The organism is Roseateles aquae (genome assembly GCF_032337115.1).
In the GTDB taxonomy this organism is placed as follows: Bacteria; Pseudomonadota; Gammaproteobacteria; order Burkholderiales; family Burkholderiaceae_C; genus Roseateles_C; species Roseateles_C aquae.
The window spans coordinates 33,137-52,646 of sequence record NZ_JAVXZY010000003.1 but is presented as its reverse complement, the minus strand read 5'-3'; the positions used below and the strand labels follow the sequence as shown (position 1 = coordinate 52,646).

The following is a 19,510-nucleotide window of genomic DNA, read 5'->3' as shown; positions in this document are numbered from 1 at the left end:
CCAAGGGCCTTGCGGGCCAAGCGCCGGGCCGCTCCCAAGCCGGCCAAGCCCTGGCTTGGACGAGGGGCCTGTCCTCACAACCAGCCCGCCTTCCTGAAGCGCCACCACAGCAGGCCGCAAACACTGGTGATCAGGCCCAGCGCCGCCGGGTAGCCCCAGGCCCACTTCAGTTCGGGCATCTGCTCGAAGTTCATGCCCCAGATGCCGGCAAAGGCGGTGGCAGCGGCAAAGATGCCGGCCCAGGCCGCCAGCTTCTTGGTGACATTGCTGTCGTCAATGGCCACCATCGAGAGATTGGCCTGGATCGCGGTCGCCAGCGTGTCGCGCACCGACTCGATCGCACTCTCGATGCGCGCCAGATGGTCGGCGACATCGCGGAAATAGTCGCCGGTGCGGGCGCAGATCGGTGGTGTGCGGCCGCCATGCAGCTTGGACAGCATCTCCAGCATTGGCGCCACCGCACGGCGCAGCAGCATCAGCCGGCGTTTCAGCTCATAGAGGCGCTTGATATTGTCGAGCTGGGCGCCGCGGACAAAGATGCTTTGCTCGATCTCCTCCAGCTCGGATTCGAGCCGGTCGACGATGGGGAAATAACGATCAACCACCGCGTCCATCAACGCATAGAGCACGAAGCTGGGGCCATGGGCCAGCAGCTCGGGTTCGCGCTCGCAGCGTTCGCGCACGCCCAGGAAATGCAGCTTGCTGCCACTGCGCACCGACAGCACATAGTTCGGCCCGACAAAGACGGCGATCTCGCCCAGGCTCAGCTCGCCGGCCACCCAGTCGACCAGATGCATGACGGCAAACAGATCGCGGCCATATTCCTCGACCTTGGGCCGTTGATGGCCATGGGTGGCGTCCTCAACGGCCAGCTCATGCAGATCGAAGAGCCGCCGGTAGGGCTCCAGCTCGCCGGGCTCGATATCACGCAGCGCCACCCAGACAAAGCAGTCGGGCCGCTCCAGATAGGGCGCCAGATCCTCCGGGCGCTCGGGGGCAAGATCGGCCAGCTTGCTGCCGTTCTGATAGGCCGCGCAATTGATCAGCATGGCCTCATTCTCCCCCGAGCGGCGTGCACATCAAGGCCTCAGAAGCTCTTGGCCACGCTCAGCACCAGCCCCGCGCCGCCCAGGCGCTTGGCGTTCTGCCCGGCGGCGTCGCCGGCCTGGTAGTAGTCGCGCCGCGCGTTTGTCCCCACCAGGGCCGCCGTCCAGCTCAGACCGGCGATTTCCTTGGCCAGCGACAGCTTGTAATCGGTGTAGCTCAGCTCGCCATAGTGCTGGACGCGCAGGTGCCCCAGGTGCGTGCCCAGCTGCAGGCCATTGCCGAGATCGACGTTGTAGTTCAGGTCCAGGTAGGCACTGCCTTTGGAACCCCCATTGGCGGCCAGGCTGCTGAAATAGGCGTAGCCGGCGGTGTCGCTGTTGAGACCGAAGTAGTCGCTCGCGGCGATCGACAACTTGGCGCTGAAGGCGCCGGCGCTCAAGCCGGCATACAGATCGACGTTGGTGTACTTCTTGCTCGTGGCCACGCCGGGCGCACTGTTCAGCGTGGCGCCGGGGTAGACATAGGTCAGTGCACCGAGGTCCAGGGTCAGGTCTTGCCCGTCGAGCTTGCTCAGCACCGTCTTGAAGCCGCCGTACAGATCGAGCTCGAGGCCTGAGCCGTTGTTGTAGCTGTTGCCGGAGACGTTGGACGCCCAGGTGCCGGCATAGAAGCCGCTGCGGTGCGCATAGTCAAAGCCGCCCTGCACGGCCGGCAGGCGCCAGGTCTGGCTGATGCCGCGGAAGCGGTAGTCGCTGTTGAGGCTGAGATTGCCGGTCAGCGTGTGTTCGGGTGTGGCTGCTGCTTCATCAGCATGCGCCACGCTGCTGGCGGCCAGGGCCAGGGTCATGAGGATCAGGGTGCGATTCATGGTTCTTCTTGATGTGTGAAGGTCGGGGGTGGTGGAACCGACCACAGAGCCACAGAGCCACAGAGACACAGAGGAAACAGCCGAAAAGGCTTGATGGCTCTGTGTGCTCCTCTGTGTCTCCGTGTCTCTGTGGTCTGTTCCCCATTTCGATTCAAGGCTTCAAACCGTCCAGCGCCAGATTGAGCTTGAGCACATTCACTCGCGGCTCGCCCAGCACCTGCAGGTCACGCTGCTCGGTGTTCTCAGCGATCAGGCGCTGCACCTCCTTCAGCGGCAGCTGGCGCACGCGGGCCACGCGGGCGGCCTGGTAGCGGGCGGCCGCCATGGTGATGTGCGGGTCCAGGCCGCTGGCCGAAGCAGTGACCAGATCGGCCGGCAGCGGCAAGGTGTTGTCCGGGTCGGCGGCCTTCAGCGCCTCGATGCGGGCCTTCACCGCGTCGGCCAGCGCCGAATTCAGCGGGCCCTGGTTGGAACCCGAGGAACCGCCGGCGTTGTTGGCCATCGGCGCGGTGGCCGAGGGGCGGCCCCAGAAGTATTTCGGCGAGCTGAAGTTCTGGCCGATCAGCTCGGATCCGATGGGCTTGCCATCGCGCTCGATCAGCGAGCCAGCGGCCTGCTTGGGAAACAGGCCCTGGCCGACACCGGTGACCAGCAGCGGGTAGGCAATGCCGGTGACCAGGCTCAGCACAGCGAAGCTGACGATGGCGGGGCGGAGATGCTTGATCATGATGAAGATTCCTTAAACCAGGTGCAGGCCGACCAGCAGCAGGTCGATTGCCTTGATGCCGATGAAGGGCACGATCAGGCCGCCGAGCCCGTAGACGGCCAGGTTGCGGCGCAAGAGCGCGGCCGCACCAATGGCGCGGTAGGCCACGCCCTTCAGTGCCAGCGGGATCAGCGCGATGATGATCAGCGCGTTGAAGATCACCGCAGAAAGGATCGCCGACGATGGGCTGTGCAAGGCCATCACATTGAGCGCTGCCAGCTGCGGGTAGACACCCACAAACATGGCCGGGATGATGGCGAAGTACTTGGCCACATCGTTGGCGATCGAAAACGTCGTCAAGGAACCGCGCGTCATCAGCAACTGCTTGCCGGTCTCGACGATTTCCAGCAGCTTGGTCGGGTTGGAGTCCAGATCGACCATATTGCCGGCCTCCTTGGCGGCCTGCGTGCCGGTGTTCATGGCCACCGCCACATCGGCCTGCGCGAGGGCCGGCGCGTCGTTGGTGCCATCGCCGGTCATCGCGACCAGCCGACCCTCGGCCTGGTAGTCGCGAATCAGTTGCAGCTTGGCTTCGGGTGTGGCCTCGGCGAGGAAGTCGTCGACGCCGGCCTCGGCGGCGATGGCCGCGGCGGTGAGCTTGTTGTCGCCGGTGATCATCACCGTCTTGATGCCCATGCGGCGCAGCTCGGCAAAGCGCTCCTTGATGCCGCCCTTGACGATGTCCTTCAGTTCGACGGCACCCAAGACACGATTGCCCTCGGCCACCACCAGCGGCGTGCTGCCGCGGCGAGCGATTTCATCGACGGCCTGGCTGACTTCGACGGGCAGCTTGCCGCCCAGCTGCTCGACATGCTTGCGGATCGCGTCGGCCGCACCCTTGCGGATGACGCGGCTGGGCTGCAAGGCGTCGCCCAGGTCGACGCCGCTCATCCGCGTCTGGGCGGTGAAGGGCACGAAATGGGCTTGCAGCGCGCCGAGCTCGCGCTCACGCAGACCGAAGCGGGTCTTGGCCAGCACGACGATGCTGCGCCCTTCCGGCGTCTCGTCGGACAAGGAGGCCAGCTGTGCCGCATCGGCCAGCTGCGCTTCGCTGACGCCCACGGCCGGCACAAAGCTGCTCGCCTGCCGATTGCCCAGGGTGATGGTGCCGGTCTTGTCCAGCATCAGCACGTCCACGTCGCCGGCCGCCTCGACCGCACGGCCCGAGGTGGCGATGACGTTGGCCTGCATCATCCGGCTCATGCCGGCCACGCCGATGGCCGAGAGCAGGCCGCCGATGGTCGTCGGGATCAGGCAGACCAGCAGCGAGACCAGGGCAGTGATCGACACCACCGTGCCCGAGCCGGCCGCTTCCACGCTGAAGACGGAGAAGGGCAGCAGCGTCGCGGTGACGACCAGGAAGACCAGCGTCAGCGCCACCAGCAGGATGCTCAGCGCAATCTCGTTGGGCGTCTTCTGGCGCTTGGCGCCCTCGACCATCGCGATCATCCGGTCCAGGAAAGACTCGCCCGGGTTGACGCCGATGCGCACCACCAGCCAGTCCGACAGCACGCGGGTGCCGCCGGTCACCGAGCTGAAGTCGCCGCCCGACTCGCGGATCACCGGCGCCGATTCACCGGTGATGGCACTCTCGTCCACCGAGGCCACGCCCTCGATCACCTCGCCGTCCAGCGGGATCAGGTCGCCGGCCTCGACCAGCACGACCGCGCCCTTGCGCAGCTCGTCGGACTGCAGCGGATGCCATTTGGCGCCGTGCTGCGGCGCCTCCAGCTTCTTGGCCCAGCTGCGTGTCTTCAGGCCGCGCAGCGAGGCCGCCTGGGCCTTGGAGCGGCCCTCGGCCAGCGCCTCGGCGAAGTTGGCGAAGATGACCGTGAACCACAGCCACAGCGCGATGGCCAGCATGAAGCCGCGGCCTTCGCTGCCGGCGACATCCGGCTGACTGAAGCTGATGGCCCACAGCGCCGTGGTCAGCAGCGAGCCGATGTAGACGACGAACATCACCGGATTGCGCCATTGCGCCGCCGGGGCCAGCTTGACGAAGGATTGCCACAGCGCCGGCTTGACCAGCTGGGGGTCCAGCAGCGAGAAGCCGCTGCCTTGATCGCTTGTACTTGTTGTCATGATGATTCCCTCACGCTTTCCAGAGCATCAGTTGCTCGACGATGGGACCGAGGGCCAGCGACGGGACATAGTTGAGCAGGCCAACCAGCAGCACCGTGCCGATCAGCAGCGCGACGAACAGCGGGCCATGCGTGACCAGGGTGCCGCTGCCCACCGGGATGCGCTTCTTGGCGGCCAGGCTGCCGGCAATTGCCAGCACCGGCACGATGACGCCGAAGCGGCCAAACCACATCACCAGGCCCAGCAGCGTGTTGTAGAAGGGCGTGTTGGCCGAGAGGCCGGCGAAGGCCGAACCGTTGTTGTTGCCGGCCGAGGTCAGCGCATAGAGGATCTCGCTGAAGCCATGGGCGCCCGGATTCGCGATGCCGGCGCGGCCATCGGCGGCCATCACCGCGATGGCGGTGCCGACCAGCACCAGCAAGGGCGTGACGAGGATGGCGATGGACACCATCTTCATCTCGTAGCTCTCGATCTTTTTGCCCAGGTACTCGGGTGTGCGGCCAATCATCAGCCCGGCAATGAAAACGGCCAGCATGGCAAAGATCAGCATGCCGTACAGCCCGGTGCCGACGCCGCCGAACACCACCTCGCCCAGCTGCATCATCACCAGCGGCACCAGGCCGCCGATCGGCGTCATCGAGTCGTGCATGCTGTTCACCGCGCCGCAGGAGGCGGCGGTGGTGACGACGGAAAACAGCGAGCTGGCGCCAATGCCGAAGCGGGTCTCCTTGCCTTCCATATTGCCGCCTGGCTGCAGCTCGCTCATGGCCTGATCCACACCCTGGCTGGCCAGCATGGGATTGCCGGCCTGCTCGGCGCCGGTGGCGATAACGACGCCGATGATGAACATCAGGCTCATCGCCGCCAGCACGGCCACGCCCTGGCGTGAATCACCAACCAGCTGGCCAAAGCTGAAGCACAGCGCCGCCGGGATCAGGAAGATGGCCAGCATCTGGCCCAGATTAGCCAGCGGCGTCGGGTTCTCGAACGGGTGGGCCGAGTTGGTGTTGAAGAAGCCGCCACCATTGGTGCCCAGCATCTTGATCGCCTCCTGCGAGGCGACCGGGCCCATGGCCAGCTGCTGCGTGGCTGTGCTGGCGTCCTCGGTGAGGGCCTCGCCCTTGTCGTTCTTCAGCGGCTGGCCATCGGGGCCCAGCTTGGGCACCTGATAGGCATTGACTTCCAGCGTCGTCACGTCCTTGTAGGCGTCGAAGTTCTGGATCACGCCCTGGCCGACCAGGAAGACCGCGAACACAAAGGACAGCGGCAGCAGCAGCCACAGCGTGATCCGCGTCAGGTCGGCCCAGACATTGCCCACCGTCGTTTGCAGCCGCCCCGCGAAACCGCGGATCAGCGCAAAGACGACGGCGATGCCGGTGGCGGCCGACAGGAAGTTCTGCACCGTCAGCGCCAGCATCTGGGTCAGATAGCTCATCGCCGATTCACCGCCATAGCCCTGCCAGTTGGTGTTGGTGACGAAGCTGATCGCGGTGTTGAAGGCCGAGTCCGGCGTGATCGCCGCCATGCCTTGCGGATTCAGCGGCAGCACATGCTGCAGCCGCTGCAGCGCATACACGGCCAGCACGCCGATGAAGTTGAACAGCAGCAGCGCCAGCGCGTACTGCTTCCAGTGCATGCCTTCTTCAGGCTTGACGCCGGCCGGCTTGTACAGCAGGCCTTCGATGGCGCGCATCCAGCGCGGTAGGCGACCCTGTGCGATGGCAGTGAGCCAGCGCGACAGCGGCCAGGCTGCGGCGATCAGCAGCAGCATATAAAGGGCCAGATTGGCCCAGGCAAGTGATGTCATTTCAGAACTCCTCTGCACGCAGCAGCGCGACAACGAGGTAGACGAAGAGCCCGGCGGCCGCCAGGCCGCTCAGCCAGTACAGCGCGCTCATGGCTTGCTCTCCAGCTTGTGGCTGGCCACGGCCAGGCCGGCGGCGAGGGCAAAGGCGCCGAAGGAGAGGCCCAGAAAGACCCAATCCATCATGTTGTGCTCCAAGGAGTGTCGAGATGGAGGAAGCTTAGAAATCGGCGCCTCAAACTGTCGTAGAGCCTGGGGGACGTGGTATCAAGAATGTGTAAAGACGCCGTTGCGGCCACCGGTCTTGACGCCGGCTTGACGCCTGGCCTGACAGTCTTGGCAAGGGCTTGATGCCGGGCGCCCTAGTCTGAGGTTCTCGCAACCACCGGCGCCGCCCGTCTTGCGGCGCCCCGCTCATGAGACCGATCGCCATCGTCCAGCACGAAGCCACCCAGGGGCCGGGCTTTCTGCAGCTGTGCCTGCAGCAGCAGGGCTACCGCACCGAGCTCTTCAATCTCGCCGCCGGGCAAGACCTGCCCCTGCAGGCGCGCGACTACGCCGGCATCGCCGTGCTCGGTAGCAACCGCAGCGTCTATGAGCCGCTGCCCTGGATTGCCGCCGAGCTGGCGCTGCTGCGCCGCGCGCTGGCTGCCGAGATCCCGGTGCTGGGCCATTGCTTTGGCGCCCAGCTGCTGGCGCGGGCGATGGGGGCGCGGGTGGCGCGACACGGCTGCGCGCAGATCGGCTGGAGCCGGCTGTGGGTGACGCCGGCGGCGCGCGAGCTGTTTGACGGCCGCGAGCAGATCGAGGCGTTCAACTGGCACTACGACAGCTTCGAGATTCCGCGCGGCGCCAGCCGCACGATGTTCGGTGCGCATGGCCTGAACAAAGGCTTTCGCTATGGACCACACCTGGGCTTCCAGGGCCATTTCGAGGTCAGCGCCGCCAGCGTGCGCGCCTGGTGCCAGGAATCGCGCGAGGAGCTGGTGCGCGCCCAGGGTGTCGCGTCGGTACAGAGCGAGGCCGAGATGCTGGAGCGCCTGCCCGAGCGGATCGAGCGCCTGCATGCGGCCGCCGCCCCGGCCTACCGCCAGTGGGCACGCGAGCTTGAGCGACCCTACCGGCTGCACTGCCATGGCAGTCGCTGAGCTGCTGCGCCCGGTCGAGCCGCCCGGTGATGCGCAGCTGCTGGCCTGCCATGCCCGCGCGCTGGCGGCGGCCGAGCTGGCTGGGCAGCGGGCGCTACGCTGTTGGCAGCAGCAGGGGCGGCAGCCAGGCGGCGCACAGGGCCTGCAGAGGGGCGCGCAGCAGCAGGCCCGTGGCTACGCTGATCTGCTGATCGTCGGCCACAGTGCGGAGTTGCCGGCGCTGCAGCGCCTGGGCCTGATCGAAGTCGCCGGCGCGGGTCTCTGGCGGGTGCTGGGCATGGATCGATTCGGGGGCCACACCATGCCGCTGCCGGTGGCACTGGCCGCGGCGCAGGCGGCCGCGCAGGTCATTTCGGCACAGCTGCCGCGGCTGTGCATCAGCACACGCAGCTTCGGCTTTGCTGAGCTTGGTGAAGCGGCAACGGGCGACGCCGCCGAGCGACAATTCGGCCATGACTCAGCCCGCCCGCTCCCAAGCCCTCGCCCTCTTGCCTGACAAGGGCCTGCCCGAACTGCTGTTCCTGCTGCTGCACGGCGCCGGCGCCGACGCGTCGCAGATGCGACCGCTGGCCCAGGCGCTGAAGGCGCAATACCCGCAGGCGGCCGTGGTGTCCATCCACGGCCCCGAGCCCTTTGACCAGATTCCCGGTGGTGGCAGCGGGCAGCAGTGGTACTCGCTGCAAGGCGCCAATGACGACAACCACGCGCAACGCGTCGCCGCGGCGCTGCCTCATTTCATCGCCACCGTGCGCGCCTGGGCTGAGCAGTTCGACCTGCCCTGGCAGCGCGTCGCCCTGGCCGGCTTTTCACAAGGCGCGGTGATGGCGCTGGAAGCGGTGCAGGCCGAGGGCGAACTGGCCGGCCGCGTGCTGGCCTTCTCGGGCGCCTACGCCACGATGCCAGCCCACGCGCCGGTCGACGTCAGCGTTCATTTGCTGCACGGCCTGCAGGACGGCACGCTGCCACATCAGGACCAGGTGGCCGCGGCGCGGCGACTGGTGCAGCTGGGTGGCGATGTGACGGCCGACATCCTGCCCGATATCGGCCACGAGCTGCACCCGGATTTGATTGCGGCTGCAATGAACCAGCTGCAGACCTTTGTGCCGGCGCGCGTCTGGCGCGAGGCGATGCAGGCGGCGCAGGCGCAGGGGCTGGACGACAAGGCTTGACCCTGCCACCCTGCCATCGACCCATGGCACACTCGGGCCCACAGCGCCCGCCGGGGCGCTGCTGGATCCGCAGGCAGGGCTGAGCCCACCCGGACGGACGCACGTGCAAGACCGCGTCCGCATCATCATCGCCATGAGCTCTCTTTCCTTTGTGCGGCCTGCCGGCGCGGATCACAGGCTTCAAACGCATGGAGGTGCCTCTTGAAGACAAGCCACACGGGCGCTGCGCCGCAGCCCGCCCCGACCGCCCTTTCCACGCTTCCCGCTCTTCCCGACCGAGCCGATCTGCAGCAGCTCAAGCGCCAGGCGCGCGAGCTGCTGCGCGCCTGGCAGGCCGGCGACCCTGCTAGCCTGGCCCGCGCCGCCCCCTACCGCTGCGCTGACACGGCCACGCCGCCCCAGCTCAACCTGGCCCAGCTGGTGATCGCGCGCGAGCTGGGCTACCCAAGCTGGCCGGCCCTGCAGCGCGCTGCCGTGGCGCAGCAGGAGGCGCGCGAGCTCGATGCCGCAGCCTTGGTCACGCGTGCGCTGGCGCTGATCGTCGGGCGCGGCTGGGACAGCCCGCAGCCCGAGCGTGCACTGGCGCTGCTGCAGCATCTGCGTGGGCCTTGCCCGCCGGCGCTGCGCCCGGCCCTGGCCCTGGTGCGCGGCGAACTGGATCAGCTCGATGCCCTGCCACCTCCTACGCAACGGCTGCCGCCCTTTGACGCACCGGCGCTGGCCTATGTGTGCTTCTCCAGCCTGCACCGGCTGGGCGAGCCCTGGGCCGCGCGCCTGCTACACAGCGCTCAAACCCTGTTGGCCCAAGCCGCAGCGCTGGCCCACGCGGCCATGCCCGAACCCGCGCTGGAGGCGCCGGTGGCGGCACGCGGCCTGCCGCTGCTGTATGGCGCCATCGCTCGCGCCCAGAGCACCGCCTTGGCGGCGGCTCTGCTGGCCGCAGGTGCCGAGCCCAATGACGACGAGTCGCTCTACCACGCCTGCGAGGACCCCGACCGCGCCCGTGCCGCTGAACAAATGCGTCAGCTCATCGCCCATGGCGCGCGCTGGCAGGGCACGAACGCCTTGCTGCGCTTGCTGGACTTTGAGGACCCGGCCAACTTGGCGCTGGCGCTCAGCCTGGGGGCCGATGTCAATGAGGCCGGGCCCGGAGGGGCGACCGCCCTGCACCATGCGCTGCGACGAGGCCGCTCCGAGGCCTGTCTGAGCCTGCTGCTGGCGCATGGCGCCAATCTTGCGGCGCGCGACGCCGAGGGGCGCACGCCGGCCACACTGGCGGCCCTGCTGGGCGAGGTCAGCGCGCTGGCGCTGCTGGCAGCGCATGGTGCCCGCCCCGAGCTGGCCTCTGCAGGGCAGCGTTTTCTGGCTGCCTGCGCCGCTGCCGACGAGCCGGGCGCGCTGGCGCTGCTGCAGGCCCAGCCCGAGCTGCTGGCACAGCTGCCAGCCTCCGCCTTGCGCCTGCTGCCCGATCAGGCGCAGCGCCGGGCGCCCGCCTCGGTGGCGCTGATGCTCAGGCTCGGCTGGCCGGTTGCCGTGCCCGGCGACTGGGAAGCCAGCGCCCTGAACCAGGCAGCCTTCAACGGTGACCCGGCCTTGATTCAAGTGCTGCTGACGCACGGCGCCCACTGGGAGGAACGCAATGGCTACGGCGGCGATGTGATGGGCAGCCTGCTGCATGCCGCCGCCCACCTGCCGCAGCCCGGCGCTGACTATCTGGCCTCGCTGCAGCTGCTGCTGGCGGCCGGTGCGCCCCGGCCCGCCGCGGAGGAACGAGAGGATCTGCCCGACGTGCTGCAGGCTTGGCTGGAGGCCTCGGACGCCCAGACTCCGCCGCCTTGAGAACACGGCTTGCGCGGCGTATCAAGCCGTTGAGAGCTTGCTGCGCTGCGCCTGGTTGGATTGATCGATGCGGGCCAGCACGGCCTTGAAGCGCGGCAGTTCACGCAGGCTTTGCAGCGCCGGGTCCTGGGCCAGCCACCAGCCCCGCCGCCAGCCCAGGCGCACCGCGTCTTCCAGCGCCGCCAGTGCCGCCTCGGGCTGGCCGCGCAGTGCAGCGATGCGGGCGCGGTGGTAGCCGATGGCATGCCAGACATTGCCCTGCTTGGCATAGCGTTCCACATAGCTGGACGCCTGCTCGATGAAGGGCTCGGCATGATCGCGGTGCTCGGTGGCGCAGTAGATCGCCGCCACGTCGAGCCAGGCATGCTGGCCCAGAAAGGTGGTCCAGTCGTCGTACAGCGGCACGGGGTCGGCCAGCACCAGGCCAATCACCGAGCTCAAGGTCTTGTAGGCCTGCTCGGGCTGACCCAGGACGAGGCGCAGCAAGGCGGTCTCGATGACCGCATCGCGCTCCTTGCTCTGCACCGGCACGGCATCGAGCGCCTTGCGCAGGGCTGCTTGGTCTTGCGCGCAGACCCACAGCCGCGCCGCCGAGACCTGGGCCCAGACCGGCTGCGGGCTTTGCGCCTGGAACTGGGCAAAGGCCTGCCTGGCTTCGTCAATCAGGCCCAGATCCAAGTAGATCCAGGCCAGCTGATCCCAGAAGTAGGCGTCGTTCGGTTTGAGCACGAGGGCTTGGCGGTAGCCCTTCACTGCTTGGTCGAGCTGCCCTCGGGCGAAGCCAATCATGCCGAAACCCCGAGGGCCGTTGGCATGCTTGGGCGCCAAGGTGAGAGCACGCCGATAGGCCTGCTCGGCAAGCTCGTAGCGGCCCGCGTTGGTGGCGGCCCATCCCGTCAGGTGCTGGATCTGCGGCGATAGGGGGCTCAGCTCGGCCGCCCGGCTGTAGTAGGCGAGCGCGCGGGCGGGCCAGCCGGCGCTGTTCTCGGTGCCTCCCGCCCAGTACAGCAGGGTGGCATCGTGCGGCGCCTTGGCCAAGGAGCGCTCATGCCAAGTCCTCGCCTCGTCATGCTGGCCGCGATGGGACAGCTGGCTGCCCTGCGCGCCCAGGGCCAGGGGCAGCTCCGGGTCCAGCTGCAAGGCGCGGTCGATCAAGGGCTGGGTACGCGCATCCATGTCCCTGAAGCTCAGACCGGTGCCGTAGTAGTACTCGCCCGTCCAGGTCACGGCCAGGCCCACATAGGCCAAGGCAAAACCAGGGTCGGTGTCGATGGCACGCTGGAAGTAGTCGCGCGCCTTCAGGATGCCCTCGATTTGGCCACCGCGTTGATGGTGCAGGCCCAGCAGGTAGAACTCGTAGGCATCGGCCAAGGGCACCGGCTTCGCGGTGGCCGGCAAGGGGGCCACGCCGAGGGCCTGAAGGGCCGCATTGGCCACGCTCTCGGCCAGGCTGCCCAAGGCGGCAGCGGGCGACTCCAGCATCTGCTGCCAGAGCACTTCGCTGTCTGCCGCACGGTGCAGGCTGAGCTTGAGCGTGAGGCCCAGCTGCCAGCGCCGCAGCTCGCCCCAGAGCACATGGGTCACGGCCAGCTGCTTGGCCTGCGGCGCCAAGGCCTGGGCATTGCGAAACTGGAAGGAGGTGGACCGGGCCGCCACCCGAATCTGCTGATGGCGAGACAGGGCGCCGATCACGCTTTCGGCCAGGCTGTCGGCCAGCGGCTGCTCCAGCTCCTTGGGCGAGGCGTCATCAAAAGGAAGGACGGCCAGGGTGATCTCGCCGGGCGGCAGGCGCGACCCGCGCTGCCAGGCCCACCATCCGCCTGTACCGAGCAAGGCCGCTGCCGTCACCGAGCTGCCGAGCCACCAGCGCCGGCTTGCGGCGACCGGCGTGGGCAAGGCCGGCTGCTGTGCCGCCGGTAGCACTTGATCGGGCACACGCTGCCCGGGCTCCAGATCAGGCGTCCGGCGAGAGTCCGGTTCTGGCTGTATCGACGCTGGCTGTGAGGTCGGTGCTGCGATTGTGGGCGCGCGCAGCACCACCTCACTGACCGCCGCTACCAGGCGATAGCCCTTGCGTGGCACGGTGACGATGTAGCGCGGCTGGCTGGCGTCGTCGCCAAGCAGGCTGCGCAGCTGCGAGATCGACTGGTACACCGAACTCGGGGTGACCACCAAATCCCCCCAGACCTCGTCGAGCAGCTGATCCAGCGTCACCAGCTGCTGCGGCCGCTGCGCTAACGCCATCAGCAAGCGCATCTTGCGCGGCTCCAGCTTGAGCACCTGATCGCCTTGGCGCAGCTCGTCCAGCAGCGGATCGGCCTGCCATTCGCCGATCTGCAGGGTCTGCGCCGCCTGAAGGTTTGCGCCGGAAGCTGGCTTCTGAGCGTCGGGTTCATTCATGAGAAGTCCACGTAGGCCTTTGATTTCATTGGGAAAAGAAATCCTTGAGAGAAGCGCAAGAGTTTCATCAGGACTTGCCGGGCTTGGCCGCAGACCATGGCGCCACATTGACAACACGCCAGGGGATCTCGATGAGCAGCAAGCAGCCACAGCCTGAGATTCGCAATCGCACACAAGACCCGGGCAGCGAGCCGAGAGATTGTGCGGGAGCGCAGCACGAAGTCCGAGACCGTCCCCCCCCTAACTTGATGAAGTGGGGGGCAGGTCGGTCTCGGCCTCAGTCTCGGTCTTGGCCGTGCGCCGGGCTTCTGTCGAAACAGGCGCACACCGCCGTGGGTAGTCCAAGCAACTTGAAGCCGGCTCGCCACACGATGCCGCTGACATGCAAGCGAACTCAGCTCAGCTCAAGTCGCCTGTCCTTGCTGCAGGCCGGCAACGGCCAAGCCGCCACCGTGACGCGGCGAGGACCGACAGGAAGCTGCTGGGACCAACCCATCAATTTCACCAAGCAAGGCCTGTAGGGCCTGCGCCTACGGCTGCGCCGCAATCACCAGGGGGCAGCCTCATCCGGTGCCTGAGCCCCGGGCGCCAAACCTCGTTTCTCAACCATCCCACAGGGAGCTACTCACCATGAGCATCGAAAAGAAAGACCGTGTCCTGATCGTCGTCAACCACCTGACATCGGGCGAGACCGACTACCTCTACCGCTTCATCGAGGGCGCGGGCCGCGCCACAGCAGAAGCGACGCTGGGTGACGACTACGTCCGCCTTGTCAAGCTTTACGGCGGCCATGCCACGCGTGCTGATTTCCTGGCTGCCTTGCGCGCCGAAGGCGCCAAAGCTAGCGTCAAGCGGATCGACGTGCTGCTGATGCTGCACGGCGAGGAGGGTCGCGTGGTCTTCCACGACGGCAGTGCCAAGACCAGCACCCTGGCCGGCGACATCAGCGCCCTGAGTCTGCGCGGCAAGCTGCGCCTGATGTACTCGACCTGCTGCTTTGGCGACAGCCACTCGGCCGACTGGCTCAGCGCCGGCTTCGACACGGCCATCGGCTCCAAGAAGGTCAACGCCAACTCCGCTGTCGAACTGGCGCCGCTCCTGAGCCTGTGGCAGTTCAACTTCAAGGTCAGCGAATGCCTGGCTCCCACCATCCCGCCCACTGGCCCCAACGACGAAGTGGCCCGCATCTATGGCCGCGCCCACAACCTGGGCTGGAAGGACAAGGTGGACAGCAGCAAGGTCGTGCGCGGCGACGCCAATCTGCGCATCAGCAGCTGAGCGCCCCCTGAGTGCCAGCGCCGTGGGCGCTGCGGGCTTGGGCGCTGGCGACCCGCTACTGGCCTTGATGGACGGCGGGCAGTTGAGCGCTCAGCTGATGCAGCGCTGCACGCGAGCGCGCGCCTTTCCTGACGACCACCACATTCCTGGACACTTGATGAAAACTAACGCCTTGCGACACACCGCCTTCGCCGCGTCCTGCATCGCTGCCATGGCCAGCCTGCCCGCCCCGGCTGCGGCGCAGTCCCGCACCGAGACCCTGGCGATCACCGGCCAGAGCGCGGCGGGGGCAGGGGTGGGGGCCACGTTTGGCATCGGCTTCTCCTCGCCGGTGCTGAACGATGCCGGGCAAACGGCATTCACGGCCACCCTTGCCCGCAGCGCGATCGCCTTTGGCCTGTATCTCAACGCCCCAGGCCAAAAGCCCGCCCCCATCGCCTTGCAAGGCCAAAGCGCTCCGGGCGCGGGTGGCGGCACGTTCACAAGCTTTGTTGCTCCCGTGCTGAACCAGGCTGGGCAGACGGCGTTCCGGGTCAACATCACCGGTGGCAGCAGCGCGATCTACCGCAGCGGCAGCGGCGGCGTGCTGACGGCCATCGGCCTGGAAGGCCAGACCGCCACGGGCGCAGGGGCCGGCACGTTTTCAGGCTTTGGCAATCCCATGCTGAACGATGCCGGGCAGACGGCGTTCGAGGGTTTCATCAGCGGCGCAAGCAGCACCTCCGGCATCTACCGCAGCAGCAGCGGCAGCACGCTGACGGCCATCGCCCTACGAGGCCAAAGCGCCCCGGGCGCAGGGGCTGGCACGTTTTCAGTCTTTAACGACTTGGTGCTGAATCAGGCCGGGCAGATGGCGTTTCGGGCCAGCATCACCGGCGGCAGCAGCACCCGCGGCATCTACCGCAGCAACGGCGCCAGCACGCTGACGGCCATCGCACTGACAGGCCAAAGCGCTGCAGGTGCAGGGGCCGGTACGTTCTTTGGCTTTGGTGAGCTCGCACTGAATGATGTCGGGCAGGCAGCGTTCCAGGCCAGCATCACCGGTGGCAGCAGCAATCAGGGCATCTACCGAAGCAGCAGCGGCGGCACGTTGGCGGCCATCGTCCTGGCGGGCCAAAGCGCCACGGGCGCAGGGGGCGGGACGTTTTCAAGCTTTGACAGGCCGGTGCTGAACCAGGCCGGGCAGACAGCGTTTCAGGCCAGCATCACCGGTGGTAGCAGCAACCAAGGCATCTATCGAAGCAGCAGCGACAGCGCGCTGACGGCCATCGCCGTGCAAGGCCAAAGCGCCCCGGGCGCAGGGGCCGGCACGTTCTCAAGCCTCTTCAGCCCCATGCTCAACGAGGGCGGGCAGGCGGCGTTCCGGGCCGTCATCACCGGCGGCAGCAGCAATGACGGCCTGTTTGCGAGCGATGGCATCGACACCGTGGCCGTGCAGTTGCAAGGCGCGGCGCTGGCAGGCAAGACCGTGTCCTTCACCACCATGAGCTCCGGCGCCTTGAATCTGCATGGGCAGGTGGCCTACCTGGCCGACTTCACCGACGGCACACAGGGCACCTTCCTCTTCACCCCCGCCCTGCGCTGGCGCAGCAGCGCCAGTGGCAGCTGGGCCAATGCCGCGAACTGGACGCTCGGCCTGAACCCGGCCGACGTGCACGACGTGACGCTGGACCCGAGTCGCAGCCTCACCGTCACCGGGCCGGCCGACACGGTCAAGCTGCGCTCCTTGCAGGTGGGCACAGGCGCAGGCATCGCCACCCTGGCCATGGCTGGCGGGCGCATCGATGCGGAGTCCATGCAGGTGGGCCGGCAGGGCGTGCTCAGCGGCACGGGCAGCTTTGGCAAGCTCGTGAGCAACCAGGGTGTGCTGCAGGCCGGGCGGCTGCAGCTCTCCGGGGGGCTGGTCAACGCCGGCACGGTGCGCGGCGCGGTCGGCCTGGGCAGCCGGCTGGAGACCGACCTGAGCAACACGGCCAGCGGCCGCGTGCGAGTCGGCCTGGGTGAGAGCTTGCAACTGATCGGCGCCACGCACCGCAATGCTGGCGTGGTCGAGGTCAACGGCGGTCGGCTGGAAACCAGCGGCAGCTTCAGCACCAGCAAAGCCGGTCTCGTGGACCTGAAGGACGCCACCGTGGTGGCCGAAGGCGCTTGGCGCAACGATCCGGGCGCCCGGCTGCTGCTGAACGAGTCGCGGCTGACAAGCTCGGGCGGGTTCAGCAACGCGGGCCAGGTGCTGGTCACCGCGGGCCGCAGCGAGCTCTTCGGCGCCGTGGTCAACGAGGCCGGCGGGCAGATCCTCCTCTCGGGCCAGAGCACCACGACCTTCTACGACAAGGTCGAGGTGCGCAAGGGCGCTGAGCTGCGGGTGTCGGCCGGCGCCACCGCCGTGTTCTTCGGCGCTGTGGAGCAGCGCAACGGCGCCCTGCTCAGCGGCACGGGGCACAAATACTTCGAAGGCGGCTTCAGCGTCGGCGACTCGCCCGGCCTAGGGGAAGACGCCGGCGACGTCAGCTTTGGCGCCGCCAACCTCTATCTCGCCGAGATCGGTGGCACCGAGCTGGGAGGCAGTTATGACCAGTACCGCGTGGCCGGCACGCTGACCCTCGGCGGCACGCTCAAGCTCGCTTCCTTCGCTGGCTTCAGCGGCCAGGTGGGGCAGCGCTTCGACCTGTTCGACTGGGGCAGCTTGCAAGGCCGCTTCAGCAGCATCGACAGCAGCGGCCTGCTGCTGGCCGAGGGCACGCAGCTCGATCTGTCACGCCTCTACATCGACGGCGTGATCGGCGTGACGGCCGTGCCCGAGCCGCAGCAGTGGGCGCTGCTGCTGAGCGGCTTGGGCTTGATGGCATGGCGGCGTCGCTTGGCGCACCAGCCCTGACCCTTGCGCACATCACTTCAAGCCCGCCGCTCTTCGCTCTGCTCTTGTCTTTTTTCATTCCAACCCAGGGAGTTTTCTGCCATGACCATGCACAAACCGCGTGAACACAAAGCCCTTCATGTCCTTGCCAACCTGACGCTGCTGAGCGCGGCCACAGGCAGCCAGGCGGCCGACCCCATCTTCTTCGGCCCTTCGGCCTATCTTTCGGCCGCCGACATCCCCGTCAACTTCTACCTGGGTGGCAGCCCGACCGTGCTGGAGACGCTCGAGGACGGCGCGCTCGACAGCACCTTGGGCGGCGACTTTGGCGAATTGCTGAGTTCCGGTTTCGCCGGAGCGCGTGACTCCGTCGATGTCGACGACGGCCTGATCGACGGCAGTTGCCGCCAGCAGTCCAGCGGCCACTGCGTCAGCTGGTTCAACGGCAATGGCGTCGAGGGTGTCACCTTCAGCTATGTCGGTAACGGGGCGCTGCCTACCGCCTTCGGTCTGGTCTGGACCGATGGCGGCGGCAGCATCACTTTCCGGGCGATCGGCGCGAATGGGCAAAGCCTGGGCAGCATCACGCGCTCGGGCTTTGCCGACAACCGCATCGATGCCAGCACCGAGGAGGATCGCTTTTTCGGTGTGCAGTTTGCCGGCGGCATTCGCTCCATCAGCATCAGCAATACGAGTGGCGGTATCGAGGTCGACCACATCCAGTACGGCCAGATGTCCAACCCGGTGCCCGAGCCTGGGACTTGGGCCCTGATGGCCGCCGGGCTGCTGGGTCTTGCAGGGCTGCGTCGCCGTGTCAGTACCGGGAGCCACGCATGAGCCGGCCGCTGCGCTCTGCCCATGCCCTGAACGCAACGCTGCTGGCATGGGTTGGCCTCGCCGGCAGCCTGGTGGGCGCCGATGCCGCCTGGGCCCAGGCGTCGATTCAGATCGGCAGCATCCGCGAGCTGGAGGGCCATAGCGGCCAGCGTGAGGTCTGGTTGCCAATCAGCCTGCCGCCCGATATGAATCCGCAGTCACAGCTGCTGATCAGCACGCGGCCGGGTAGGGCCCCGGCCGCCACCGGAGGCGCAAGCTGTGAGGCAGGGGTGGATTTCATCGCTGTCGAGGATCGGCCGTTCAGGATCAACCCGAACTACCCGTTTGTACCGGTGACGATCTGTGGCGATACCGTGGACGAGAGCAACAAGTACGTGCAAGTGCTGGCCAAACACGGCACACGGGTCGGCCAAGGCGAGGTGCTGATTGCCGATGACGATGGCGTGCCACGTCTGCTTTCCCTGTCGCGCGTGCGGGTGCAGCGCAGCCCGTTCCCCTTCATCCGGACACCGGCTACGTTTGAGGTGCGACTCAGCCATGCGGCACCGAACGGTGCTGAAGTGCAGATTCCCTACTTCACCGAAAACGGCTCTGCTGTCCCGGGCGGATGCCGATTCGAGTATCAGCCCAGCACGCCGCCGCTCCAGGGTCAGGCCGGTTTCGTTCTCAAATGCACGGGTGACTACGAGGCGCGCGACGATGTGCTGCGACTGCCTGCGGGCGCAACCCAAGGCAGCTTCACCATCCAAGTGCTGGGCAGCAAAAGCCCACAAAGCAGCTGGTTCGGTGTACGCCTCAGACAGCCGGTGAATGCGCAGCTCGGGCTCGCAAACACCTGGAGCAGCATCGCCGACATCGAACCGGCTGCCAGCTCGACGAGCAGCCAAACCGATGTCGCGCCATTCGGGCGCACGACGGTGATCGCGCCCGCCGACAAGCTGCCCAGCGAACGCCTGAGCGTGCTCTCGCTCGAATGGCAGGCCCCGGACGGCCAGCCCTGGAACACCGTGGAGCAGCTGGACTTGCGCTTGAGCGAGCCCGCGGCGGCAGGTGCTTGGTGGCGTTGGGAGCGGCGCACCGGCCAATTCAGCCTCTGCCAGCCCACGTACTCGGACGGCCCCGCCTCGCGGCTGAATGCGCGTTGCCAGGTGGCCGGCGGCGCTGAACCGCTGGCACTGGGCAGTGCCCGCCTGCACCCAAAGCTCAGCCGCATTCAGGGCAGCGCCCCTGAATCAAGCCGCATGACGGTTCACCTGACGCTGAGCTTCGAGGCCCAGGGAGACAACAAGCCGGGCCGCCGTGCGCTGCTGGAACTGGCTGCTACTGATCGCTTTGGCAACCAAGGGGGCTTCACGCCCGTGCTGGACACGAGCATCGAGGCCGATATCGCGGCGCGCTGAGTCCGCGGGCAGGCC

Annotated in this window: 15 protein-coding genes; 8 read left to right on the top strand and 7 right to left on the bottom strand. The window is 67.4% G+C overall.

The window, feature by feature from the left end; translation table 11 throughout:
• Nucleotides 1-74: 74 nt before the first annotated feature.
• The 6 genes from RQP53_RS09060 to kdpF all read right to left on the bottom strand — a co-directional run bounded on the left by RQP53_RS09060 (nt 75) and on the right by kdpF (nt 6,661).
• Entirely contained in the window at nt 75-1,049 is a 975-nt protein-coding gene (locus RQP53_RS09060; protein ID WP_315649967.1) for a magnesium and cobalt transport protein CorA, read from the bottom strand.
• A 38-nt stretch (nt 1,050-1,087) separates the two neighbouring features.
• Nucleotides 1,088-1,915: a TorF family putative porin gene (locus RQP53_RS09055; RefSeq protein WP_315649966.1), complete on the bottom strand. Its 828-nt coding sequence runs from the start codon at nt 1,913-1,915 to the stop codon at nt 1,088-1,090.
• Nucleotides 1,916-2,066: 151 nt separating this feature from the next.
• Nucleotides 2,067-2,642 carry a potassium-transporting ATPase subunit KdpC gene (kdpC, locus tag RQP53_RS09050; protein WP_315649965.1) on the bottom strand — a complete coding sequence of 192 codons (576 nt, stop codon included), beginning with the start codon at nt 2,640-2,642 and terminating at the stop codon, nt 2,067-2,069.
• Nucleotides 2,643-2,654: 12 nt separating this feature from the next.
• On the bottom strand, nt 2,655-4,763 hold the full coding sequence (gene kdpB / locus RQP53_RS09045) for a potassium-transporting ATPase subunit KdpB (RefSeq protein WP_315649964.1): 2,109 nt from the start codon (nt 4,761-4,763) through the stop codon (nt 2,655-2,657).
• Between the two features lie 10 nt (nt 4,764-4,773).
• The gene (gene kdpA, locus RQP53_RS09040) at nt 4,774-6,570 is read right to left on the bottom strand and encodes a potassium-transporting ATPase subunit KdpA (protein ID WP_315649963.1); all 1,797 of its coding nucleotides are present in this window, start codon (nt 6,568-6,570) and stop codon (nt 4,774-4,776) included.
• A gap of 1 nt (nt 6,571) precedes the next feature.
• The gene (gene kdpF / locus RQP53_RS09035; RefSeq protein WP_315649961.1) at nt 6,572-6,661 is read right to left on the bottom strand and encodes a K(+)-transporting ATPase subunit F; all 90 of its coding nucleotides are present in this window, start codon (nt 6,659-6,661) and stop codon (nt 6,572-6,574) included.
• 322 nt (nt 6,662-6,983) lie between these two features.
• Between kdpF and RQP53_RS09030 the strand changes: the two genes are divergently transcribed.
• The 4 genes from RQP53_RS09030 to RQP53_RS09015 all read left to right on the top strand — a co-directional run bounded on the left by RQP53_RS09030 (nt 6,984) and on the right by RQP53_RS09015 (nt 10,723).
• Nucleotides 6,984-7,715, top strand: coding sequence for a type 1 glutamine amidotransferase (locus RQP53_RS09030; protein ID WP_315649960.1), 732 nt, complete (start codon nt 6,984-6,986; stop codon nt 7,713-7,715).
• Nucleotides 7,702-8,211 (top strand): hypothetical protein, encoded by a 510-nt coding sequence (locus tag RQP53_RS09025; RefSeq protein WP_315649959.1) that lies wholly within the window; start codon nt 7,702-7,704, stop codon nt 8,209-8,211. Before RQP53_RS09030 ends, RQP53_RS09025 begins: the two co-directional genes overlap by 14 nt.
• Nucleotides 8,168-8,884, top strand: a complete 717-nt coding sequence (gene ypfH / locus RQP53_RS09020) for an esterase (protein WP_315649958.1) — start codon at nt 8,168-8,170, stop codon at nt 8,882-8,884. Before RQP53_RS09025 ends, ypfH begins: the two co-directional genes overlap by 44 nt.
• Before the next feature lie 201 nt (nt 8,885-9,085).
• Nucleotides 9,086-10,723: an ankyrin repeat domain-containing protein gene (locus tag RQP53_RS09015; protein WP_315649957.1), complete on the top strand. Its 1,638-nt coding sequence runs from the start codon at nt 9,086-9,088 to the stop codon at nt 10,721-10,723.
• A 21-nt stretch (nt 10,724-10,744) separates the two neighbouring features.
• Here the strand turns inward: RQP53_RS09015 and RQP53_RS09010 are convergent, their stop codons facing one another.
• Nucleotides 10,745-13,123 (bottom strand): winged helix-turn-helix domain-containing protein, encoded by a 2,379-nt coding sequence (locus RQP53_RS09010; RefSeq protein WP_315649955.1) that lies wholly within the window; start codon nt 13,121-13,123, stop codon nt 10,745-10,747.
• Nucleotides 13,124-13,753: 630 nt separating this feature from the next.
• Here RQP53_RS09010 and RQP53_RS09005 point away from each other — a divergent pair.
• From RQP53_RS09005 to RQP53_RS08990, 4 genes are all read left to right on the top strand, one after another.
• The gene (locus RQP53_RS09005) at nt 13,754-14,401 is read left to right on the top strand and encodes a hypothetical protein (protein WP_315649953.1); all 648 of its coding nucleotides are present in this window, start codon (nt 13,754-13,756) and stop codon (nt 14,399-14,401) included.
• Between the two features lie 157 nt (nt 14,402-14,558).
• The gene (locus tag RQP53_RS09000; RefSeq protein ID WP_315649951.1) at nt 14,559-17,279 is read left to right on the top strand and encodes a DUF7453 family protein; all 2,721 of its coding nucleotides are present in this window, start codon (nt 14,559-14,561) and stop codon (nt 17,277-17,279) included.
• 81 nt (nt 17,280-17,360) lie between these two features.
• The gene (locus tag RQP53_RS08995) at nt 17,361-18,095 is read left to right on the top strand and encodes a PEP-CTERM sorting domain-containing protein (RefSeq protein WP_315649949.1); all 735 of its coding nucleotides are present in this window, start codon (nt 17,361-17,363) and stop codon (nt 18,093-18,095) included.
• On the top strand, nt 18,092-19,495 hold the full coding sequence (locus RQP53_RS08990) for a hypothetical protein (protein WP_315649947.1): 1,404 nt from the start codon (nt 18,092-18,094) through the stop codon (nt 19,493-19,495). The genes RQP53_RS08995 and RQP53_RS08990 overlap by 4 nt, the downstream gene beginning before the upstream one ends.
• Nucleotides 19,496-19,510: the final 15 nt, after the last annotated feature.